A 16,153-nucleotide genomic window follows, 5' to 3' on the forward strand; every position below is an offset into this window, starting at 1 on the left:
CAATGCGAGTTTGCGAGTTTGCGAGTTTGCGAGTTTGCGAGTTTGCGAGTTTGCGAAAGTATAAAAGCGTTGATTAATTATGCAAGTCAAGCCCCCCTAAATGCGAGTTAACGCAAACTTAGGGGGTCAATATGGTTAAATAACCACGAGTTGACCGCTGATGGCCCCCGCTTCTTTTAATGCTTCTAGTATTGCCATTAAGTCACCGGGCGCTGCGCCGACTTCGTTAATTGCCCGTACTAAATCGTCAAGACTAACACCTGGGTTGAATACAAAGGCTCGAGAATCATCTTCGTTAACATCAATAATACTTTGATTAGTAACGACCGTTTCCCCTTCACTTAATGCGTTAGGCTGAGATACATTTTGCTGTTCCGCAATCGTAACAGTCAAGCCACCATGGGTAATTGCCGCCGCTTGTAACTTTACATTTTTACCGATCACTATGGTACCAGTACGTGAATTAACGATAATTTTTGCCGAAGTATCCGCTGGTTTAAACTCTAAATTTTCAAGCGTAGATAAATAAGCAACACGCTGCGACGCATCACGCGGTGCAATAACACGTATTGAAGCGGCATCAAGTGCATGTGCACTGTCTGGGCCGATAAGTTCATTAATAGTTTGCTCTAAACGTTTAGCGGTAGTGAAATCTGGACGATTTAAATTAAAGGTTATGTAATCACCTTGCATAAAAGGACTTTTAATTGCCCGTTCCACCGTTGCGCCATTTGGAATACGTCCTACCGTGGGCGTGTTCATTACGATCTTACTACCATCAGCTCCTTCGACACCTAACCCGCCAACAATTAGACTACCTTGCGCGATAGCATAAGTATTTCCATCAACCCCTTTCAAAAAGGTTTGTAGTAATGTTCCACCACGTAAGCTACCCGCACTACCAATTGACGATACAGTAATATCGATTGTCTGCCCTGGCTTTCTAAATGCAGGTAATTCTGCATGCACAGCAACCGCTGCTACATTTTTGATTTTGGGTTTTAAATTCGATGCCATGGTAATACCAAAACTATTTAGCATGGCTTTAAAGCTTTGTTCAGTAAAACGACTTTGCTCACCGGTGCCAGGTAAACCAACCACGAGACCATAACCAACCAGCTGGTTTGAGCGAACGCCTTCAACCATTGAGACATCTTTAATACGTTCAGCGCTTGCACTAAAGTGCCAACTTAATAAACATATACACAGCAACGCTTTCAAGCTATTCATATCAACATCCTTTAAAAAGGGAACAGAGAGCTGGTGAAGAATCGAGTTAACCATCCTGCCGTTTGAGTCTCTTGCATTTGCCCTTTACCAGAATACTGAATACGCGCATTCGCGATTCTGTTAGAGGTCACAGTATTATCTGCAGTAACATCTTGCGGACGAACAAGTCCTTCCAGACGAATAAATTCTTCACCGGTGTTTAAAGTCAGCCATTTTTCACCACGGATCACTAAATTACCATTAGGTAATACCCGCATAACATTCACGGAAATATCACCAAATAAACTATTAGATTGATTTGACTTAGTATCACCTTTGAATTTAGCACCGCTGCCCACACCAAACTGAATACTATCGCCACCAATATTAACCGGTAGTCCGCCTAACCCAATGACAGGATCTAAGCTGGCATCACTTTGTTTATCCGTTTCAGTTTTAGCTGCTTTTGATGATTGCGTCGATTCTTGCAGTTTAACTGTAATAATATCTCCGGTGCGTAAGGCTTTTTTATCTGAATATAAATCGTTTGATAAATTGCTATCAAACAATGAGCCTGTCGGCACAACTTGCTCTGCAGCAGGCTCTGGGTACATAGGAGCATAGTATGGATCATCTTGAACCACGCTGTGGTTTTGAGTAGTCATGCAACCACTCAATATAAATGCACCCGTTAAGACTATAGATAAATTACGCATAACTTTGCTCCGAATTAGTTAAAGTTGCTGACTGATATAACTCATCATTTCATCAACCGCTGAAATCACCTTTGAATTCATTTCATAGATACGTTGAGTTTCAATTAGGTTAACTAACTCTTCGGTTACATTTACGTTAGAGGTTTCAAGTGCGCCTTGGACAACAGTGCCTAATCCTTCTAGACCAGGGTTACCTTGTACAGGTGCACCACTGACGGCCGTTTCGGTATATAAATTTTGGCCCACAGGCTCTAGACCTGATGGATTGATAAAGTCACTGATCGTTAACTGACCAATCACCACATTCTCAGGTTGTCCTTCTATTTTCACAGACACCTCACCATCTTGTGATACGGTAATTGACTTCGCATCATCAGGTACATTCATTTCTGGCTGCACAGGAAAACCTGCACCAGCAGTAACAATACGACCATCTTCATCCGTGGTAAATTGACCATTTCGAGAATAGGCGATATTGCCATCGGGCTGTAAAACTTCAAAAAAACCTGGCCCTGATATCATCCAATCCAATGAGTTTTCAGTGGTTAACATGTTACCTTGAGAAAAGTTCTTCTGATTAGCAACTACTTTGGTACCAGCACCAAGCATCAGACCAGAAGGCATCTCTGTATCTTGTGATGAACGCCCCCCTGGCTGATTAATATTTTGATAAAGCAAATCTTCAAATACAGCACGACTTTTCTTATAACCAACAGTACTGGCATTGGCTAAATTATTTGAGATAACCGAAATATCGGTTTGTTGAGCATCAAGCCCCGTTTTACTTATCCACAATGCAGGATTCATATTAATGTCCTCTCAATAAAGTTAAACAATACGCAGCAATTGAGTTTGACGTTCGTCAATTTCTTCAGCCGTTTTCATTAACTTAACTTGTAATTCAAATTGGCGTTGATGGCTTATCATATCCACCATCTCATGTACCGGATTCACATTTGACATTTCCAAAGTGCCACTCATCACTTTCACATCATTAGAGATGTCACAAAATCCACATATATCATTATCCAGTAATTCAGGCTTTGGCCGAAATAAGCCATCATTACCTTTTTCAAGCTCTGAATTATTTGCCTTGATCACCTTCAAACGATCAACAACTTCTAAAAAGTTAGCTGGAGCTCCTTGCGGGCGAACTTGGATAGAGCCATCTTCACTAAATTCAATTTTCTCCACTGGCAATGGCAAAATAATTGGTCCACCTTCGCCAATAACTTGACGCCCGTGACTGGTGATCAAAGCGCCGTCAGGAGTGATATTCAACGTACCGACTTTTGTATATGCCTCATTACCTGAAGCATCTTGCACCGTAAGCCATCCTTTATCGCTCATAGCAATATCTAGATCACGTCCAGTCTCAACAATACCGCCGGAAGTCATATTGGAACCAGGCCGCTCTTGCATGGTAAATACACGTGTCGGCAGGCCTTCGCCAAAAGCTTGCATCGAACGCGCTTGTGCGAAGTCAGCTTTAAAACCTGTGGTATTGGCATTTGCTAAATTATTTGCTTTAAGCTCTAGGCCCCGCAAACTTTGCTTAGCTCCAGACGCTGCAATGTAGACCATCTTGTCCATAACATCGACTCACGTTAAAAATCTATAACATGACAAATGCAAGATAAGTGCCACAATAAACTGACGTGATAAGTTACAAAAAATAATCAATCGCAAATAAAAAAGGCTGCTAATAAATAGCAGCCTAGGTGTCGGATTATAAAAAATATTAGAACGAGATTAGCGGATCTGCAAAATAGCTTGCTGTAGTGTTGAATTCACTTCAAGCGCACGTGAGTTTGCTTGGAAGTTACGCTGTGCACTGATCAAATCTACGAGTTCATTCGTTAAATTCACGTTTGATTGCTCAAGCGCTGTAGAGTTAATGGAACCTAAAGTACCAGAACCTGGTTCGCCAGCGATTGGCTCACCAGACGTCAAACTTTTTTTCCAACCTGTATCACCAGCTTGTTGTAAGCCTTGTGAGTTAGAAAAGCGCACCATCGCTACTTGTCCTAAGAATGAGGTATCTCCATTACTGTATGAAGCGACAATCTTACCATCACTACCAATATCAATACCGGCTAAACGTCCAACAGTAGCACCATCTTGCTCAAGTGCTTTAACTTCAAAACGACTAGCATATTGAGTCGGGACTTTATTATCGGTGGCCGCTTCATCGCGCCAATTAACAGTAACATTTTCAGGGAAGCTGGCACCATTTGTTAATAAATCAGATAGCCCTACTGCCGCACCAGCACCGCTTGGAATTGCTAATGGATTGAATGTGTTATCTGTATTCGCGACACCATCTGTGTTTAATGGCTTACCACTAGAATCAAACTGAAAGGTTGATAATGGTGTGTAAGGAGGAGCAGTCTCTTCAACACCTGCAGGGCTAAATGGCTTTTCATCTAAGGTCGCATAAGTTTGCCACTCATTATCATTACCCGTTACTGTAGAATTTGTTTTAACAAAGAAAAACTGTAAAACATGCGGCTCACCTAACGAGTCGTATACTGTTGTTGATGTTGAGCTATTATATGATGCGCTCGTTGTAGGATCAAAAGTAGTTATTGACGGCGAGGTTGCACGCGAGTCTAAGTTAAACGACGAGTAAACATTCGTCGTAGCTCGCGGTGATCCTGATGAATCAGGGATCTGTAACGCTGATGACGTGCTTAAACTTACCGATGTTGTATCACCTGTAGCTTCATCAACAGGAAAACCCTGCAAGTAATTGCCTTTAGCATCAACAATAAAGTTATCTTTATTAAGTTTAAATGCGCCTGCACGCGAATAAGTAAAATCTTGTGCCCCTAAATCTTGGCTCATGGCAAAGTAACCTTCACCTGTGATAGCTAAATCTAATGAGTTTTGAGTGAACTTTAGTGAACCTTGGTGAAACTGTTGTGCCACCATCGTTGTCTGTACACCATCACCATTTTTTGTCTTGCCTGAACTAAATACCGAAGATGCGTATACATCAGCAAATTCAGCACGTGACTCTTTAAAGCCTACCGTATTTACGTTAGCAATATTATTTGCTGTTACATCTAAGTCTTTTTGTGCGGCAGCAATGCCAGTTAATGCAATATTGAAGCTCATAATTCACCTCTAATCTGTCAATGTTTAGCCTGTGGCTAACTAATAATTAAAATTTTTACGCGATTTCTGCAACGTCAGCTAGCCTAACCGCACCTTCTTTAGTGTTTATAATAATGCCGTTTGCACCATTAATATTAACACTCTCGATATTCTTAAAAGTAGCTATAGGTAAAGCCGTGTACTCACCATTTAACTGCCCTTCAGCTTTAATTTTATATTCACCTGGTGGTAAACGTTCTTTATTATCATTCATGCCGTCCCACTCGAAACGGACAGCGCCCGCTGATTGCGCACCTAAATCAATACTACGCACCAACTGACCAGATGAATCTTCAATTCGTAGAAATAAGTTTTCTACAGGCTCTTCTGCAACCACGGTTCCTTTAGCGCTACCAACATCGTTTAGGTCTAATGTATTAGACTCTAGTAATGCTTGTTTACCCACTAAAGTCGATGCTTGTAGTGCTGAGTTAGATGTCATCGATGCGGCTAATGACTGAAAATTACTATTAAGGTTTGAGATACCTTCAGCCATGGTGAAACTTGTCATCTGCGCGATCATTTGATCATTGTCAGCTGGTTTGCTGGGATCTTGAAACGACAGTTGCTGTGTTAACAATGAGAAGAAATCTTCTTGGGTTAACGCATCACTTTTCTTATCACTGCTAACCTGTTTATCTTGCCACTTAATCGAATCTAAATAAGTTGACGATGTGCTGCTGATATCGTTACTCATAATCTTTCCTCAATTACCGCTGCCCAAGCAACAGTGTTTTACTTAACATTTGCTTCGCTGCATCAGCAACTTGCACATTGGTTTGATAAGAGCGTGAGGCAGAAATCATATTAGCCATTTCTTCAACGACATTAACGTTAGGTTTGTAGATATAACCGTTTTCATCCGCACTAGGATGATTAGGGTTATATTCAATTTGTAATGGTTTATTACTCTCTACAATACCTAACACTTTAACGCCAACAGACGACCCCTGAACATTACCGCTTGATTCTGATGCTTTCATCAGTTCAGCTGCAAAAACAGGGTGGCGCGCCCGGTAAGTTTTGTCTTGGCTTGAGCTAATGCTATTAGCATTTGAAATATTACTCGCGGTTGTGTTCAAACGCACATTTTGCGCACTCATACCACTACCTGAAATATCAAAAACGTTATATAAACTCATGCTTAGGCTCCTTGACTACCGAGGGCTTTTTTAAGGCCTTTAATTTTACTACTCATAAATTGCAGGCTTGCCTGATACTCTAATGAGTTCTTTGTATACAAGTTTCGTTCCACTTGTATATCAACCGAGTTACCATCACCTGTATCTGCTTGATTTGGCGAGCGAAACATTTCACTATTACCAACATAACGACTGCCACCGGCAATGTGGTTTGGGTTAGTTGTTACCATGTTATTGCCGCCTTGTTGGTGGCTTTTTGCCGCTTTCAATGCTGAGGCAAAGTCGATGTCTTTCGCTTTATAGCCCGGCGTATCAGCATTAGCGATATTGGTTGCTAATAACTCAGCACGTTGCGAACGGATCAACATTGCATGAGGATGAACCCCAAATGCTTTATCAAAACTGATAGCCATAACCATCTCCAAAAAATTGACTTAAGATGATTAATGCAAAAGTTGAGCCAATTAGGTTGATGTTTTATGGTTCGTTTAATCATTTGATTTAAAAAGAAAAACGATGTGGAGCCACATCGTTTTATAGTATTCAAGATTCGGTTTTACCACCGATGAGATTTGAGTAACTTGTGTTTTAGCGCGTTAAATACGCTGGTAAGCTATTTCTTTTGATAAATAATACCTGGATTACAGCGTACCATGTCAAATTCGTCACTTAACCCTGACATAGACTCTGATGCGCCTAAAAATAAATACCCTTTAGGATTTAGTGCTTGAGCAAACTGAGCAATAATTTTGGCTTTAACCTCTGGTGCGAAATAAATCAGCACGTTGCGGCAAAAAATAATATCAAACTTGCCCATTAGCGCGTATGAATCTAATAAGTTAAGATGTCTAAAACTCACTAATTTTTTTATTGAGTCGTTTACTTGCGCCATGCCGTTGCCACTATCTTTAAAGAACTTTTTCCTGCGCTCTACCGACAGCCCTCTAGCTAGAGCAAGGGAGTCATATTCTGCATGCTTACACATATCTAACATAGTATTAGAAATATCAGTGCCGATTATCTGCGCGCCCATTTTTAATACACCCGGCTGTTTAGCTTGAAACTCAGCAACCGACATAGCAATAGAATATGGCTCTTGTCCCGATGAACTTGCCGCAGACCAAATTTTCAACGGACGACGTAACTCTTTATGTTCCGGAAATAACTTACTTTGCAATAGTTCAAACGGGTATTGATCCCGAAACCATAAAGTTTCATTGGTCGTCATAGCATCAACGACTGCGGCACGTAACTGCCGCTCATGCGGACTCAGTGTTTTACTAACCAATTGTGACAATGATTCAACATTAAAACGAACCATTAGCGGAGCAAGCCTGCTTTTGACTAAATAAAGCTTATTATCTCCCAGAACAATGCCACATTGTTGCTCTAAAAAAGAGCGAAACTGATCGTACTCGCTTTGCTGTAAATGCTTATTTTCCAAAGTAACACCGCCTTTTCAAATTAGTCACAATGAACCCATTTTTTCACTGCTGTAGCTAACTCATCCGGATTGAACTTAGCTATAAAGTCATCAGCACCCACTTTTTCAATCATCGCTTGATTGAATACACCACTGAGCGATGTATGTAAAATAACATGTAAGGGGGCTAACTTTGGATCTGCTTTTATTTCAGCGGTTAGGGTATAACCATCCATTTCTGGCATTTCAACATCAGAAATCAACAATCCTACTCGCTCGGTAATATCATGCTTACAATCAAGTGCAGCAATCTCACGAAGGCGTATTAATGCTTCTTTACCATTTTTAGCCAGCTCTGTTTGCACGCCTAACGGCTCTAATGCACGTTTGACTTGATTACGAGCAACGGCAGAGTCATCGGCAATAAACACAATGCGCTCACCTAAGTCTTTTTGAATTTCACCATCATTAGCTATTGCAGCACTGACTTCGGTATTCACCGGGCAAATTTCGTTTAATATTTTTTCTACATCAAGAATTTCGACTAACTCGTTTTCAATTTCTGTCACTGCAGTTAAATATGAATATCTGCCAGCTCCTGACGGTGGCGGCATTATTTTTTCCCAATTCATATTAACAATTCGCTCAACGCCACCAACCAAAAACCCTTGTACGGAACGGTTATATTCAGCAATGATTATAAAACTATCTTTAATATTTTCGATCGCAGGACCACCCACGGCCATCGATAAATCGATAACAGAAATAGTTTGCCCGCGTATATGTGCGACACCTCTTATATACGCATTTGACTTTGGCATGTTTGTCAAAGGAGGGCATTGCAGTACTTCTCTCACTTTAAACACATTGATGCCAAAGCGCTGCCGCCCTCTTAGCTTGAATAATAATAATTCAAGACGGTTTTGCCCAACCAATTGAGTGCGTTGGTTAACTGAGTCTAAAATGCCTGCCATTTCAATCTCCTGAAGAAAGCGAATAAGAACGGAACAATAATTGCTTTCTTTCTGTAAAGCTACATAACTACACGGGAGCGTCTGTTTATTGACGCTAAATATTTATACCCTGTTTTCAACCATAAGCATAGTCGAAACATTATGAGTTTGTTAAAAAAAAGCCGAAGATACAGTGTTTTTTATTTTCTTGCTAGCTTATGCCTAGTAACTCCACTGTATGCGCAAACATATAGCAAAGAACAATTGCAAGAACTTGCTGTATCTCATGTCTATGATCAACTAGACCCTAATACTGCCGATGATAAGGAACTCAACGCCTTAACATTGGATAGCCGGATCCCAGATCGTGGCTGCAACAGCGACCTTGCATTTAATATTCCTACTGAGCCGCCATTTAATCGCCAAATAACCGTACAAATAAAATGTGATGACCTAAATGGTTGGAGTCAATATGTTCATGTACGTATGATTGAACTATCCCCTGTGATTATAGCCACTGAAAATTTAAGTCGGGGTGAAGTTATCGAACCCCATCATTTACGTTTGATTATGAAACCAAAACATTTCGTAAGAGCACAGTACTTACAAGATGAAGAACTGTTGATTGGTAGCCGCAGCAAACGCAATATCCGCAGTGGTTACCCTGTTGCTTTAAATCAAATCTGTATGGTCTGCAAAGGGGATAATGTCACTATTTTCGCAATAATTCGAGGATTGAAAATAAAAACTTCCGGTTTAGCCCTAGAAGATGGTACTTTAGGGGAGCAAGTAAAAGTTAAAAATGCAAAATCAGGGAAAGTTTTAAATGCCCGTGTTGACGGTGTTGAGTCTGTGCAGGTAATTATTTAAACTTTCGTATTTATGCTAAAGTTTCTAGCATGGTTGCCGATAACAAGGCATGTGTTGGATAATGTATAGGTTGAAATCATGGTAAGCCAAGTAAATAAAGGTCAGCAACAGGCTAATGTGTTGACCAATGCAAAACAGCAAAAAGTTGATTTACAAAACAATAATGCTAATACTGCGCAAGCAACTACGCCAAAAGCGACTGCTGATTCAGTAAGCTTAACACCACAAGCGCAACAGTTAAAATCTTTGCAAGACAAAGCACAGCAGTCTTCAGGTTTTGATAGCAACAAAGTGGCTGAGCTAAAAAAAGCAATTACTGAAGGTAAATATCAGATTGATGCTGAAAAGTTAGCAAAAAATATCGCTGCATTTGAGTTTGATGTGTATGGCTGATCACAACAGTCTGATCAGTTCTAAACTTGTTATGCAGCTAAATTGCTTAACATCCCTTGCTGATATCTTAGAAGATGAATTAACCGCTATAGCTTCCCGTCGTGGTGAGGGTCTAAAAGATGTCGCGAAACAAAAACTCGCCTTTTTGAGTCAAATTCAAACTTTAGACAAAGAGCTCAAAACCTTACTTGCAAATAATGACGTTGAATCTGACGAAGTGACAAACTTAATTAGTGATGTGCGTAAATTATTAGAGTCATGTAAAAAGAAAAATGATGTTAATGCTCATGCAGCCCACCATGCACAATTAACCGTCAAACAATTAAAAGACATTTTAATTGGTGTGCCAACCTCTACAACATATGACCAAGGTGGTAGTGTTGTTCACGGTAACAGTAAAATCGTCCATAACTTAAAAGCATAACCCCTTCTTTGAACTTCACCTGTGCCTACTTCTGATTAATTGATTTACCCTGCATTTATAGCTACCTTTCGCTAGATACTTTTATTGCCAGTTTGATTCTGTGACTGAACCAACATCGTTTGCTAATTACGTGCTACCGCTATGCTCATTGGCCCAACAAATTTTTTTAAAAAACATTAAATTGGCTGGGTAGACGATCGGCAAAAACCACACTGGTAACTAACATAAAAAAATAGCGCAAAATGCAGTAACGGGCAGTTACTAAACTTTCGCAAAAGCACGCAGCCAAAGTGTAAAACGCTCACCGACGCGACCATAAGTATATTAATAAAAACCGAGTTGTTTTTTTGCATGCCACACGATTTATTAAATAAAAACATTTAATAAAGCATAGCACTGAAGTATTCACTGTGAGATATTTTAGCGTGTATTTTGTTAGTTACTAACGTAAATAACAACGAATTTATTAGATCAAGCGTTTTAGTAATAAGTTACTTTTTTAACTTCGCGTGGTTTAATTTCACCTATGTATAAATCATGCACCCGCTTCATATCAAGTTGTAACTCAGTGGCATAGGTATCACCTACGGCATAGGTTTTAATTACTTGTGCGCCTTTAATAATCCCTTGTACTTGCCCTTGCAAGTGATCGTTTTGTGCAATACTGCCTTGCACTGTGGTACCTGCGGTAATTTTTTGCCCATATACTTGCTCTGCAAGCTCACGATACGCTTCTAGTTTTGATGCTTTAATCGCCATTAATGAGCGTTGTGATTGGTTATCACCCGGTTGCGCACTGATCGGCGCATAACCCACGGCTTTTAGAATTGGGTAGTTATCTGGCTCAATATACTTATATTCCACATGTTTATCAAAAATACTGCTACAGCCAGCTAGACCTAAGCTTGCTAATATACAAATTGAAATCACAATACGCATGGCTTTTCTCACGCTTTAAAAGAGACATTAATAACTAACTCAATGCACGATCAATGCCATAATTAACTGCTATGACGGTTTTAAAGCAACCTTACAAAACAATTGGTACAGTCCTTGCTCTGTCACTGTTAATAGCAAATGTATATTCATGGGGTCAGGGTAATGAAGCGAATTTTATCAATGGTAGTAATCGCCAGCAGTTGGCTGAGTATTAGCCTATTTTCCTCCCATACAGTTGCTCAATGGTATGAATCAACCGGCCATGCAAGCATTAAAAATGATGATATAAGTGCGGCAAAATCGGCGGCAATAAAAGATGCTATCACCCAAGCTTTAGTGTTCTCAGGGGCACGCGTCAGCTCAATGCAAACCTTAGTAGATGGGGTGTTAACTCAAGATCAGCTAAAAATAAACAGCCATGGCGAAATTCAAAAAATAGAGATGATCAGCGAAGATCGTAAAGCCGATCAATTTGCAATTACTTTGCGCTTAGATATCTTCCCTCAACAAGAACACTGCCCTGCGAACCAATTTACTAAATTTGTTGCGATCACCCAAACACAATTAAATAATCGCGAACAAGCGAAGATGGGTCAAATATTTGACATTAACAAAGCCACCAGCGAAGCACTCTACAAAACGTTAAATCAATCAGCTATGAATGCTAAACCAACTGCCTATTTTAACTTTCCGATCCGCGTTGGCGAATTTTTTAATCAACAATACGATTACAGTAATGCCCTATTAGAAGAAATATCGAGCCGCAGTAATTCTCAGTATGTATTGTTAAGTCAAATTGTTGATATCTCAAATGGCGATAAACTCAATAACAGTTATGCTTTTTGGCAGGACGAAACCTACCAACGTTCATATAAAATAGATTTTGCCTTATTTGATGGCACCACTTACGAGCGAATGTGGCAAAAAAGTTATCGCAGTCAAGCTATCTGGCCATTTGAAAAAACTGCAATTATTGACGTGTTTAGTGATAAATTTTGGAATTCAGATTACGGCCAAAATATAGCTGACATAAACCAAACCGTTAGTTACGACTTACAAGCCGCAATGGCTTGCCTTGAAACCCAAGGTAAAATACTACATATAGAAAACAATAAGCTAATTATTAATTTAGGCAAAGCCCATGGTATTGAAAAAGGCCAACGTTTAAATATTGCACATCATAACTATTTAACGGATGCTGCGGGAAATAAAATGCCACACCTGATCACCACGCTCAATCAAATACAAGTTGAGCAGGTATATCAACAAAGTGCGGTTGCCGTCAGTATTGACCAACAACCACTGCCTAATATTCAAATAAATGATGTAGTAGAACTGACTAATTTAGAGCCTTAGTCAATTGTTGGTGTAAGCTTGGGTGCTCAATAAGCCAATTAGCAAGTAATTCAATGCCCGCTAAATGCGGGTAATGTTTACGACAGGCCAACACCACACTTCGCTGTTGAGTTGGGAAGATTGGCAAGTAGCTAATACCTGCACGCTCTGTGCACGCAAGCTTAGGCACAAAGGTTACCCCATCATCCATAGCCACCAATGCTAATAAGGTTTCTAAGCTATTACCTCGGTACTCATTGGACACATCAACCCCAGCGGCAAAACAAAATTGCTGGGCTTGATCTTTAAAACAATGACCATCGCTGAGCATCAATAAACTGCACTCTTGTAGCTCATCTAACGCTATTTTACTGCGTTTTGCTAAACTATTTTGCGCTGACATAGCGACCAAAAAGTCTTCTTTATACAATTTAACTGTATGATAAAGTTTAAGTTCAGGCACATCTGCTAATATAGCTATATCTAACTCACCGTTATCCAGTGCGCTTAATATAGTCGCGGTTTGCATCTCAACAAAAGCAAATTGGCTATCAGCAAACGCTTCTTTCATCGAGGTGAGTAAGGTGGGTAATAAATACGGTGCAATCGTTGGAATAATACCTATTCTTACTTTACCTTGTAGTGGCGACGATGACGTTGCTGCTAGCTCTTTTAATATTTGGGTTTGCTCTAAGATCACTTTGATCTGTGTCAACAAACGTTCACCTTGAGCCGTTAAAGTAACCTGCTTAGTAGAGCGGTCAAATAAAGTAACACCAAGCTCTTGTTCAAGTTTTTTAACCTGTCCACTGAGGGTGGGTTGACTGACAAAACATGCATCGGCGGCTTTACGAAAATGCTTAAAGTGCGCAATCGCTTTTACGTATTCAAGATCTTTTAAATTCACTGCAAACTCACAATTAATCGGTAATACCTATCATACTAATATAAACAAACGATTGGAGCTATTATAACTTTCACGACATAATGGCTATCAACAAATCAAGAGGAACTAAAAAACATGTTAAAGAATATTGAAGGTCAAACAATTCCACAGGTTACATTTGCAACACGTCAAAATGACGAATGGAAATCAGTAACTACCGATGACATTTTTAAAGGTAAAACAGTGGTTGTGTTTTCACTACCCGGTGCATTTACACCAACCTGTTCATCAACTCACTTACCACGCTACAACGAATTAGCTGGTGTACTTAAACAAAACGGCGTTGACGACATTGTGTGTTTATCAGTAAACGATACCTTTGTAATGAATGCATGGGCTGAGCATCAAGAAGCACAAAACATTACCTTATTACCAGACGGTAACGGCGAATTCACTGACGGCATGGGCATGTTAGTTGATAAAAACGATTTAGGTTTTGGCAAACGCAGCTGGAGATACTCTATGCTGGTTAAAGATGGCGTAATTGAAAAAATGTTCATCGAACCAGATTTACCTGGCGACCCGTTTGAAGTATCAGATGCAGACACTATGCTTGATTACATCAACCCGAAACAAGTTAAACCAGAGCCGGTGAGCATTTTCACTAAACCTGGCTGCCCTTTCTGTAAAAAAGCGAAAGCATTATTAACAGAGAAAGGCCTAGTATACGAAGAAATCACTATGGGTGCTGGCGCATCACTGACTAGCCTAAAAGCTATTTCAGGCCGTGAGACCGTACCACAAGTATTTATCGGCGGTAAGCACATTGGTGGCTCTGACGATTTAGAAAAATACTTTGCTTAATTAAGTAAATACCTTAAGTAAATAATAAGGGGCAGTAATGCCCCTATCCATACCCAAACTATTTCAAGATGCGAACATCAGGTGGAGTTAAAAGCGATTTAGGCAAGGTATTGATTACAAGTAGTAGTGGTTCTATTGTTAAAATCAATAACGCAGTATAAATCGCTTTTAAACCAACCCAACGGGCGTGTCACAGGAACTTACTCTCATAGTTGTTACTTACTCATTTTTGCAAATTAACGTTTTAATACAAGCCCCTGTGACACGCTGAATTCTGTATCTTGAGGTAGTTTGGGTATGCATATACCTATTTTATTAACTAATTTAAAACCAGTTTTTTAATAAAATTGGTATGAGGACATCACCATGAAAGAACTAAACACAGACGTTGTTGTAATAGGTGCTGGCACCGCAGGTTTAAGCGCTTACCGCAATGCAAAACAACACACGCCTAACGTATTAATGATTGAAGCAGGCCCATACGGTACAACCTGTGCGCGTGTTGGTTGTATGCCAAGTAAATTACTTATTGCCGCCGCAGAAGCCGCCCATGCAATTGAAGCCGCGCCAGCCTTTGGTGTACACAGCTCAAAACCAACCATAAACGGTGTTGAAGTAATGGCACGTGTGCGCAATGAGCGTGACCGCTTCGTAGGCTTTGTAGTAGAAGCCGTAGATGAGCTACCCACTGATGATAAAATAGTAGGCTACGCAAAATTTTTAGATGCCAATCGCGTACAGATTGACGACCATACAATTATTACCGCTAAGCGCTTTGTAATTGCCACCGGCTCTCGCCCTGCTTACCCTAGCGTATTTAATAACTTTGGCGACAGACTGATAATTAACGATGACGTTTTCGATTGGCAAAACTTGCCAGAGTCAGTTGCTGTATTTGGCCCTGGTGTTATTGGCCTCGAAATTGGCCAAGCGTTGCATCGCTTAGGTGTTAAGGTAAAACTATTTGGTGTGGGTGGCGCGATTGGCCCAATTACCGACCCAGTTATAAAAGACTACGCAAATACCGTATTTGCTGAAGAGTTTTTTGTCGATACCGATTCAAACGTATCCGATATGAAACAAGTAGGCGATAAAGCGCAGCTTACCTATGTAGACAAAAACGGCAACAAACAAACCGAGCAATTTGATTACGTACTTGCCGCGACGGGCCGCGTACCAAACACCGACAAACTCGGTCTTGAAAACACCGGCATTGAGCTTGATGAACGTGGCGTACCAATCGCTGATAAACACACAATGCAATGTGGCGACTCCAATATATTTATCGCCGGAGACGCCAGTAACATGATCCCACTGCTGCACGAAGCGAGCGACCAAGGAACAATAGCAGGGCAAAATGCAGGCCGTTTTCCTGATGTACGTATTGGCCTGCGCCGAGCGCCAATTGCAGCCGTTTTCAGCGATCCACAAATTGCCATGGTCGGTGAAACGTACAAACAAATAACGGCTCGTTATGGTGAGTGTGGTTGTTTTGAAGTTGGTGAAGTCAGCTTTGAAAACCAAGGCCGCAGCCGCGTGATGCTGAAAAATAAAGGTCATATGCGTTTATACGCAGAGCAAGGCACAGGCTTATTTTTAGGTGCTGAGTTTATTGGCCCGCAAGCTGAGCATATCGCCCACCTACTGGCATGGGCTGTACAAAACAAAATGACTGTACCACAAATGCTCGACATGCCATTTTATCACCCAGTGATAGAAGAAGGCCTACGTACCGCACTGCGTGATTTAAACGCCAAGCTTAAATTTGGCCCAGACATCATTAATCAATGTATGGAATGTGGCCCGGGAAATTAGAAGCTAGTTTGCTAGTTTGCTAGTT

Annotated in this window: 18 protein-coding genes; 6 read left to right on the forward strand and 12 right to left on the reverse strand. The window is 40.5% G+C overall.

Annotated elements, in window-relative coordinates; genetic code table 11:
• Nucleotides 1-135: 135 nt before the first annotated feature.
• The 10 genes from H5162_RS20510 to H5162_RS20555 all read right to left on the reverse strand — a co-directional run bounded on the left by H5162_RS20510 (nucleotide 136) and on the right by H5162_RS20555 (nucleotide 8,623).
• On the reverse strand, nucleotides 136-1,230 hold the full coding sequence (locus H5162_RS20510) for a flagellar basal body P-ring protein FlgI (protein WP_145239528.1): 1,095 nt from the start codon (nucleotides 1,228-1,230) through the stop codon (nucleotides 136-138).
• Between the two features lie 11 nt (nucleotides 1,231-1,241).
• Nucleotides 1,242-1,925 (reverse strand): flagellar basal body L-ring protein FlgH, encoded by a 684-nt coding sequence (gene flgH / locus H5162_RS20515; RefSeq protein ID WP_182779400.1) that lies wholly within the window; start codon nucleotides 1,923-1,925, stop codon nucleotides 1,242-1,244.
• An 18-nt stretch (nucleotides 1,926-1,943) separates the two neighbouring features.
• The gene (gene flgG, locus H5162_RS20520) at nucleotides 1,944-2,732 is read right to left on the reverse strand and encodes a flagellar basal-body rod protein FlgG (protein WP_149981578.1); all 789 of its coding nucleotides are present in this window, start codon (nucleotides 2,730-2,732) and stop codon (nucleotides 1,944-1,946) included.
• 21 nt (nucleotides 2,733-2,753) lie between these two features.
• On the reverse strand, nucleotides 2,754-3,518 hold the full coding sequence (locus H5162_RS20525) for a flagellar basal body rod protein FlgF (RefSeq protein ID WP_182779401.1): 765 nt from the start codon (nucleotides 3,516-3,518) through the stop codon (nucleotides 2,754-2,756).
• 159 nt (nucleotides 3,519-3,677) lie between these two features.
• The gene (flgE, locus tag H5162_RS20530; protein ID WP_182732600.1) at nucleotides 3,678-5,045 is read right to left on the reverse strand and encodes a flagellar hook protein FlgE; all 1,368 of its coding nucleotides are present in this window, start codon (nucleotides 5,043-5,045) and stop codon (nucleotides 3,678-3,680) included.
• 55 nt (nucleotides 5,046-5,100) lie between these two features.
• On the reverse strand, nucleotides 5,101-5,781 hold the full coding sequence (locus H5162_RS20535; RefSeq protein ID WP_145239543.1) for a flagellar hook assembly protein FlgD: 681 nt from the start codon (nucleotides 5,779-5,781) through the stop codon (nucleotides 5,101-5,103).
• 13 nt (nucleotides 5,782-5,794) lie between these two features.
• Nucleotides 5,795-6,226 carry a flagellar basal body rod protein FlgC gene (flgC, locus tag H5162_RS20540; protein ID WP_145239546.1) on the reverse strand — a complete coding sequence of 144 codons (432 nt, stop codon included), beginning with the start codon at nucleotides 6,224-6,226 and terminating at the stop codon, nucleotides 5,795-5,797.
• A gap of 2 nt (nucleotides 6,227-6,228) precedes the next feature.
• Nucleotides 6,229-6,639 carry a flagellar basal body rod protein FlgB gene (flgB, locus tag H5162_RS20545; RefSeq protein ID WP_145239549.1) on the reverse strand — a complete coding sequence of 137 codons (411 nt, stop codon included), beginning with the start codon at nucleotides 6,637-6,639 and terminating at the stop codon, nucleotides 6,229-6,231.
• Between the two features lie 200 nt (nucleotides 6,640-6,839).
• Nucleotides 6,840-7,670, reverse strand: a complete 831-nt coding sequence (locus tag H5162_RS20550; RefSeq protein ID WP_145239552.1) for a protein-glutamate O-methyltransferase CheR — start codon at nucleotides 7,668-7,670, stop codon at nucleotides 6,840-6,842.
• Between the two features lie 20 nt (nucleotides 7,671-7,690).
• Nucleotides 7,691-8,623, reverse strand: coding sequence for a chemotaxis protein (locus H5162_RS20555; RefSeq protein ID WP_145239555.1), 933 nt, complete (start codon nucleotides 8,621-8,623; stop codon nucleotides 7,691-7,693).
• 141 nt (nucleotides 8,624-8,764) lie between these two features.
• Here H5162_RS20555 and flgA point away from each other — a divergent pair, with 141 nt between their 5' ends.
• From flgA to flgN, 3 genes are all read left to right on the forward strand, one after another.
• Nucleotides 8,765-9,472 carry a flagellar basal body P-ring formation chaperone FlgA gene (flgA, locus tag H5162_RS20560; protein ID WP_145239558.1) on the forward strand — a complete coding sequence of 236 codons (708 nt, stop codon included), beginning with the start codon at nucleotides 8,765-8,767 and terminating at the stop codon, nucleotides 9,470-9,472.
• 78 nt (nucleotides 9,473-9,550) lie between these two features.
• Nucleotides 9,551-9,865 carry a flagellar biosynthesis anti-sigma factor FlgM gene (flgM, locus tag H5162_RS20565; protein WP_145239561.1) on the forward strand — a complete coding sequence of 105 codons (315 nt, stop codon included), beginning with the start codon at nucleotides 9,551-9,553 and terminating at the stop codon, nucleotides 9,863-9,865.
• Entirely contained in the window at nucleotides 9,858-10,289 is a 432-nt protein-coding gene (gene flgN, locus H5162_RS20570) for a flagellar protein FlgN (protein WP_145239564.1), read from the forward strand. Before flgM ends, flgN begins: the two co-directional genes overlap by 8 nt.
• A gap of 480 nt (nucleotides 10,290-10,769) precedes the next feature.
• On the opposite strand, the gene H5162_RS20575 is transcribed toward flgN, so the two are convergent.
• On the reverse strand, nucleotides 10,770-11,228 hold the full coding sequence (locus H5162_RS20575) for an LPP20 family lipoprotein (protein WP_145239567.1): 459 nt from the start codon (nucleotides 11,226-11,228) through the stop codon (nucleotides 10,770-10,772).
• 162 nt (nucleotides 11,229-11,390) lie between these two features.
• On the opposite strand from H5162_RS20575, the gene H5162_RS20580 reads away from it, so the two are divergent.
• Nucleotides 11,391-12,584 carry a flagellar assembly protein FlgT gene (locus H5162_RS20580; protein WP_145239570.1) on the forward strand — a complete coding sequence of 398 codons (1,194 nt, stop codon included), beginning with the start codon at nucleotides 11,391-11,393 and terminating at the stop codon, nucleotides 12,582-12,584.
• Here the strand turns inward: H5162_RS20580 and H5162_RS20585 are convergent.
• Nucleotides 12,568-13,470, reverse strand: coding sequence for a LysR substrate-binding domain-containing protein (locus tag H5162_RS20585; RefSeq protein ID WP_149981619.1), 903 nt, complete (start codon nucleotides 13,468-13,470; stop codon nucleotides 12,568-12,570). The genes H5162_RS20580 and H5162_RS20585 overlap by 17 nt on opposite strands.
• A 114-nt stretch (nucleotides 13,471-13,584) precedes the next feature.
• On the opposite strand from H5162_RS20585, the gene H5162_RS20590 reads away from it, so the two are divergent.
• Nucleotides 13,585-14,313, forward strand: coding sequence for a glutathione peroxidase (locus H5162_RS20590; RefSeq protein WP_145239576.1), 729 nt, complete (start codon nucleotides 13,585-13,587; stop codon nucleotides 14,311-14,313).
• 366 nt (nucleotides 14,314-14,679) lie between these two features.
• Nucleotides 14,680-16,128 carry a dihydrolipoyl dehydrogenase gene (locus H5162_RS20595; RefSeq protein WP_182779402.1) on the forward strand — a complete coding sequence of 483 codons (1,449 nt, stop codon included), beginning with the start codon at nucleotides 14,680-14,682 and terminating at the stop codon, nucleotides 16,126-16,128.
• The last annotated feature ends 25 nt before the right edge of the window (nucleotides 16,129-16,153 follow it).

This window comes from Pseudoalteromonas sp. SR41-8 (genome assembly GCF_014163915.1).
In the GTDB taxonomy this organism is placed as follows: domain Bacteria; phylum Pseudomonadota; class Gammaproteobacteria; order Enterobacterales; family Alteromonadaceae; genus Pseudoalteromonas; species Pseudoalteromonas rhizosphaerae.

Excerpts from the sequence above, each read along its gene's own strand:
- flgA (WP_145239558.1), top strand. The coding sequence starts at position 8,765 with ATGAGTTTGTTAAAAAAAAGCCGAAGATACAGTGTTTTTTATTTTCTT.
- H5162_RS20580 (WP_145239570.1), top strand. The coding sequence starts at position 11,391 with ATGAAGCGAATTTTATCAATGGTAGTAATCGCCAGCAGTTGGCTGAGT.
- flgN (WP_145239564.1), top strand. The coding sequence starts at position 9,858 with ATGGCTGATCACAACAGTCTGATCAGTTCTAAACTTGTTATGCAGCTA.
- H5162_RS20525 (WP_182779401.1), bottom strand. The coding sequence starts at position 3,518 with ATGGACAAGATGGTCTACATTGCAGCGTCTGGAGCTAAGCAAAGTTTG.
- flgG (WP_149981578.1), bottom strand. The coding sequence starts at position 2,732 with ATGAATCCTGCATTGTGGATAAGTAAAACGGGGCTTGATGCTCAACAA.
- flgC (WP_145239546.1), bottom strand. The coding sequence starts at position 6,226 with ATGAGTTTATATAACGTTTTTGATATTTCAGGTAGTGGTATGAGTGCG.
- flgE (WP_182732600.1), bottom strand. The coding sequence starts at position 5,045 with ATGAGCTTCAATATTGCATTAACTGGCATTGCTGCCGCACAAAAAGAC.
- H5162_RS20510 (WP_145239528.1), bottom strand. The coding sequence starts at position 1,230 with ATGAATAGCTTGAAAGCGTTGCTGTGTATATGTTTATTAAGTTGGCAC.
- H5162_RS20555 (WP_145239555.1), bottom strand. The coding sequence starts at position 8,623 with ATGGCAGGCATTTTAGACTCAGTTAACCAACGCACTCAATTGGTTGGG.
- H5162_RS20535 (WP_145239543.1), bottom strand. The coding sequence starts at position 5,781 with ATGAGTAACGATATCAGCAGCACATCGTCAACTTATTTAGATTCGATT.
- flgH (WP_182779400.1), bottom strand. The coding sequence starts at position 1,925 with ATGCGTAATTTATCTATAGTCTTAACGGGTGCATTTATATTGAGTGGT.
- H5162_RS20595 (WP_182779402.1), top strand. The coding sequence starts at position 14,680 with ATGAAAGAACTAAACACAGACGTTGTTGTAATAGGTGCTGGCACCGCA.
- H5162_RS20575 (WP_145239567.1), bottom strand. The coding sequence starts at position 11,228 with ATGCGTATTGTGATTTCAATTTGTATATTAGCAAGCTTAGGTCTAGCT.
- flgB (WP_145239549.1), bottom strand. The coding sequence starts at position 6,639 with ATGGCTATCAGTTTTGATAAAGCATTTGGGGTTCATCCTCATGCAATG.
- H5162_RS20590 (WP_145239576.1), top strand. The coding sequence starts at position 13,585 with ATGTTAAAGAATATTGAAGGTCAAACAATTCCACAGGTTACATTTGCA.
- flgM (WP_145239561.1), top strand. The coding sequence starts at position 9,551 with ATGGTAAGCCAAGTAAATAAAGGTCAGCAACAGGCTAATGTGTTGACC.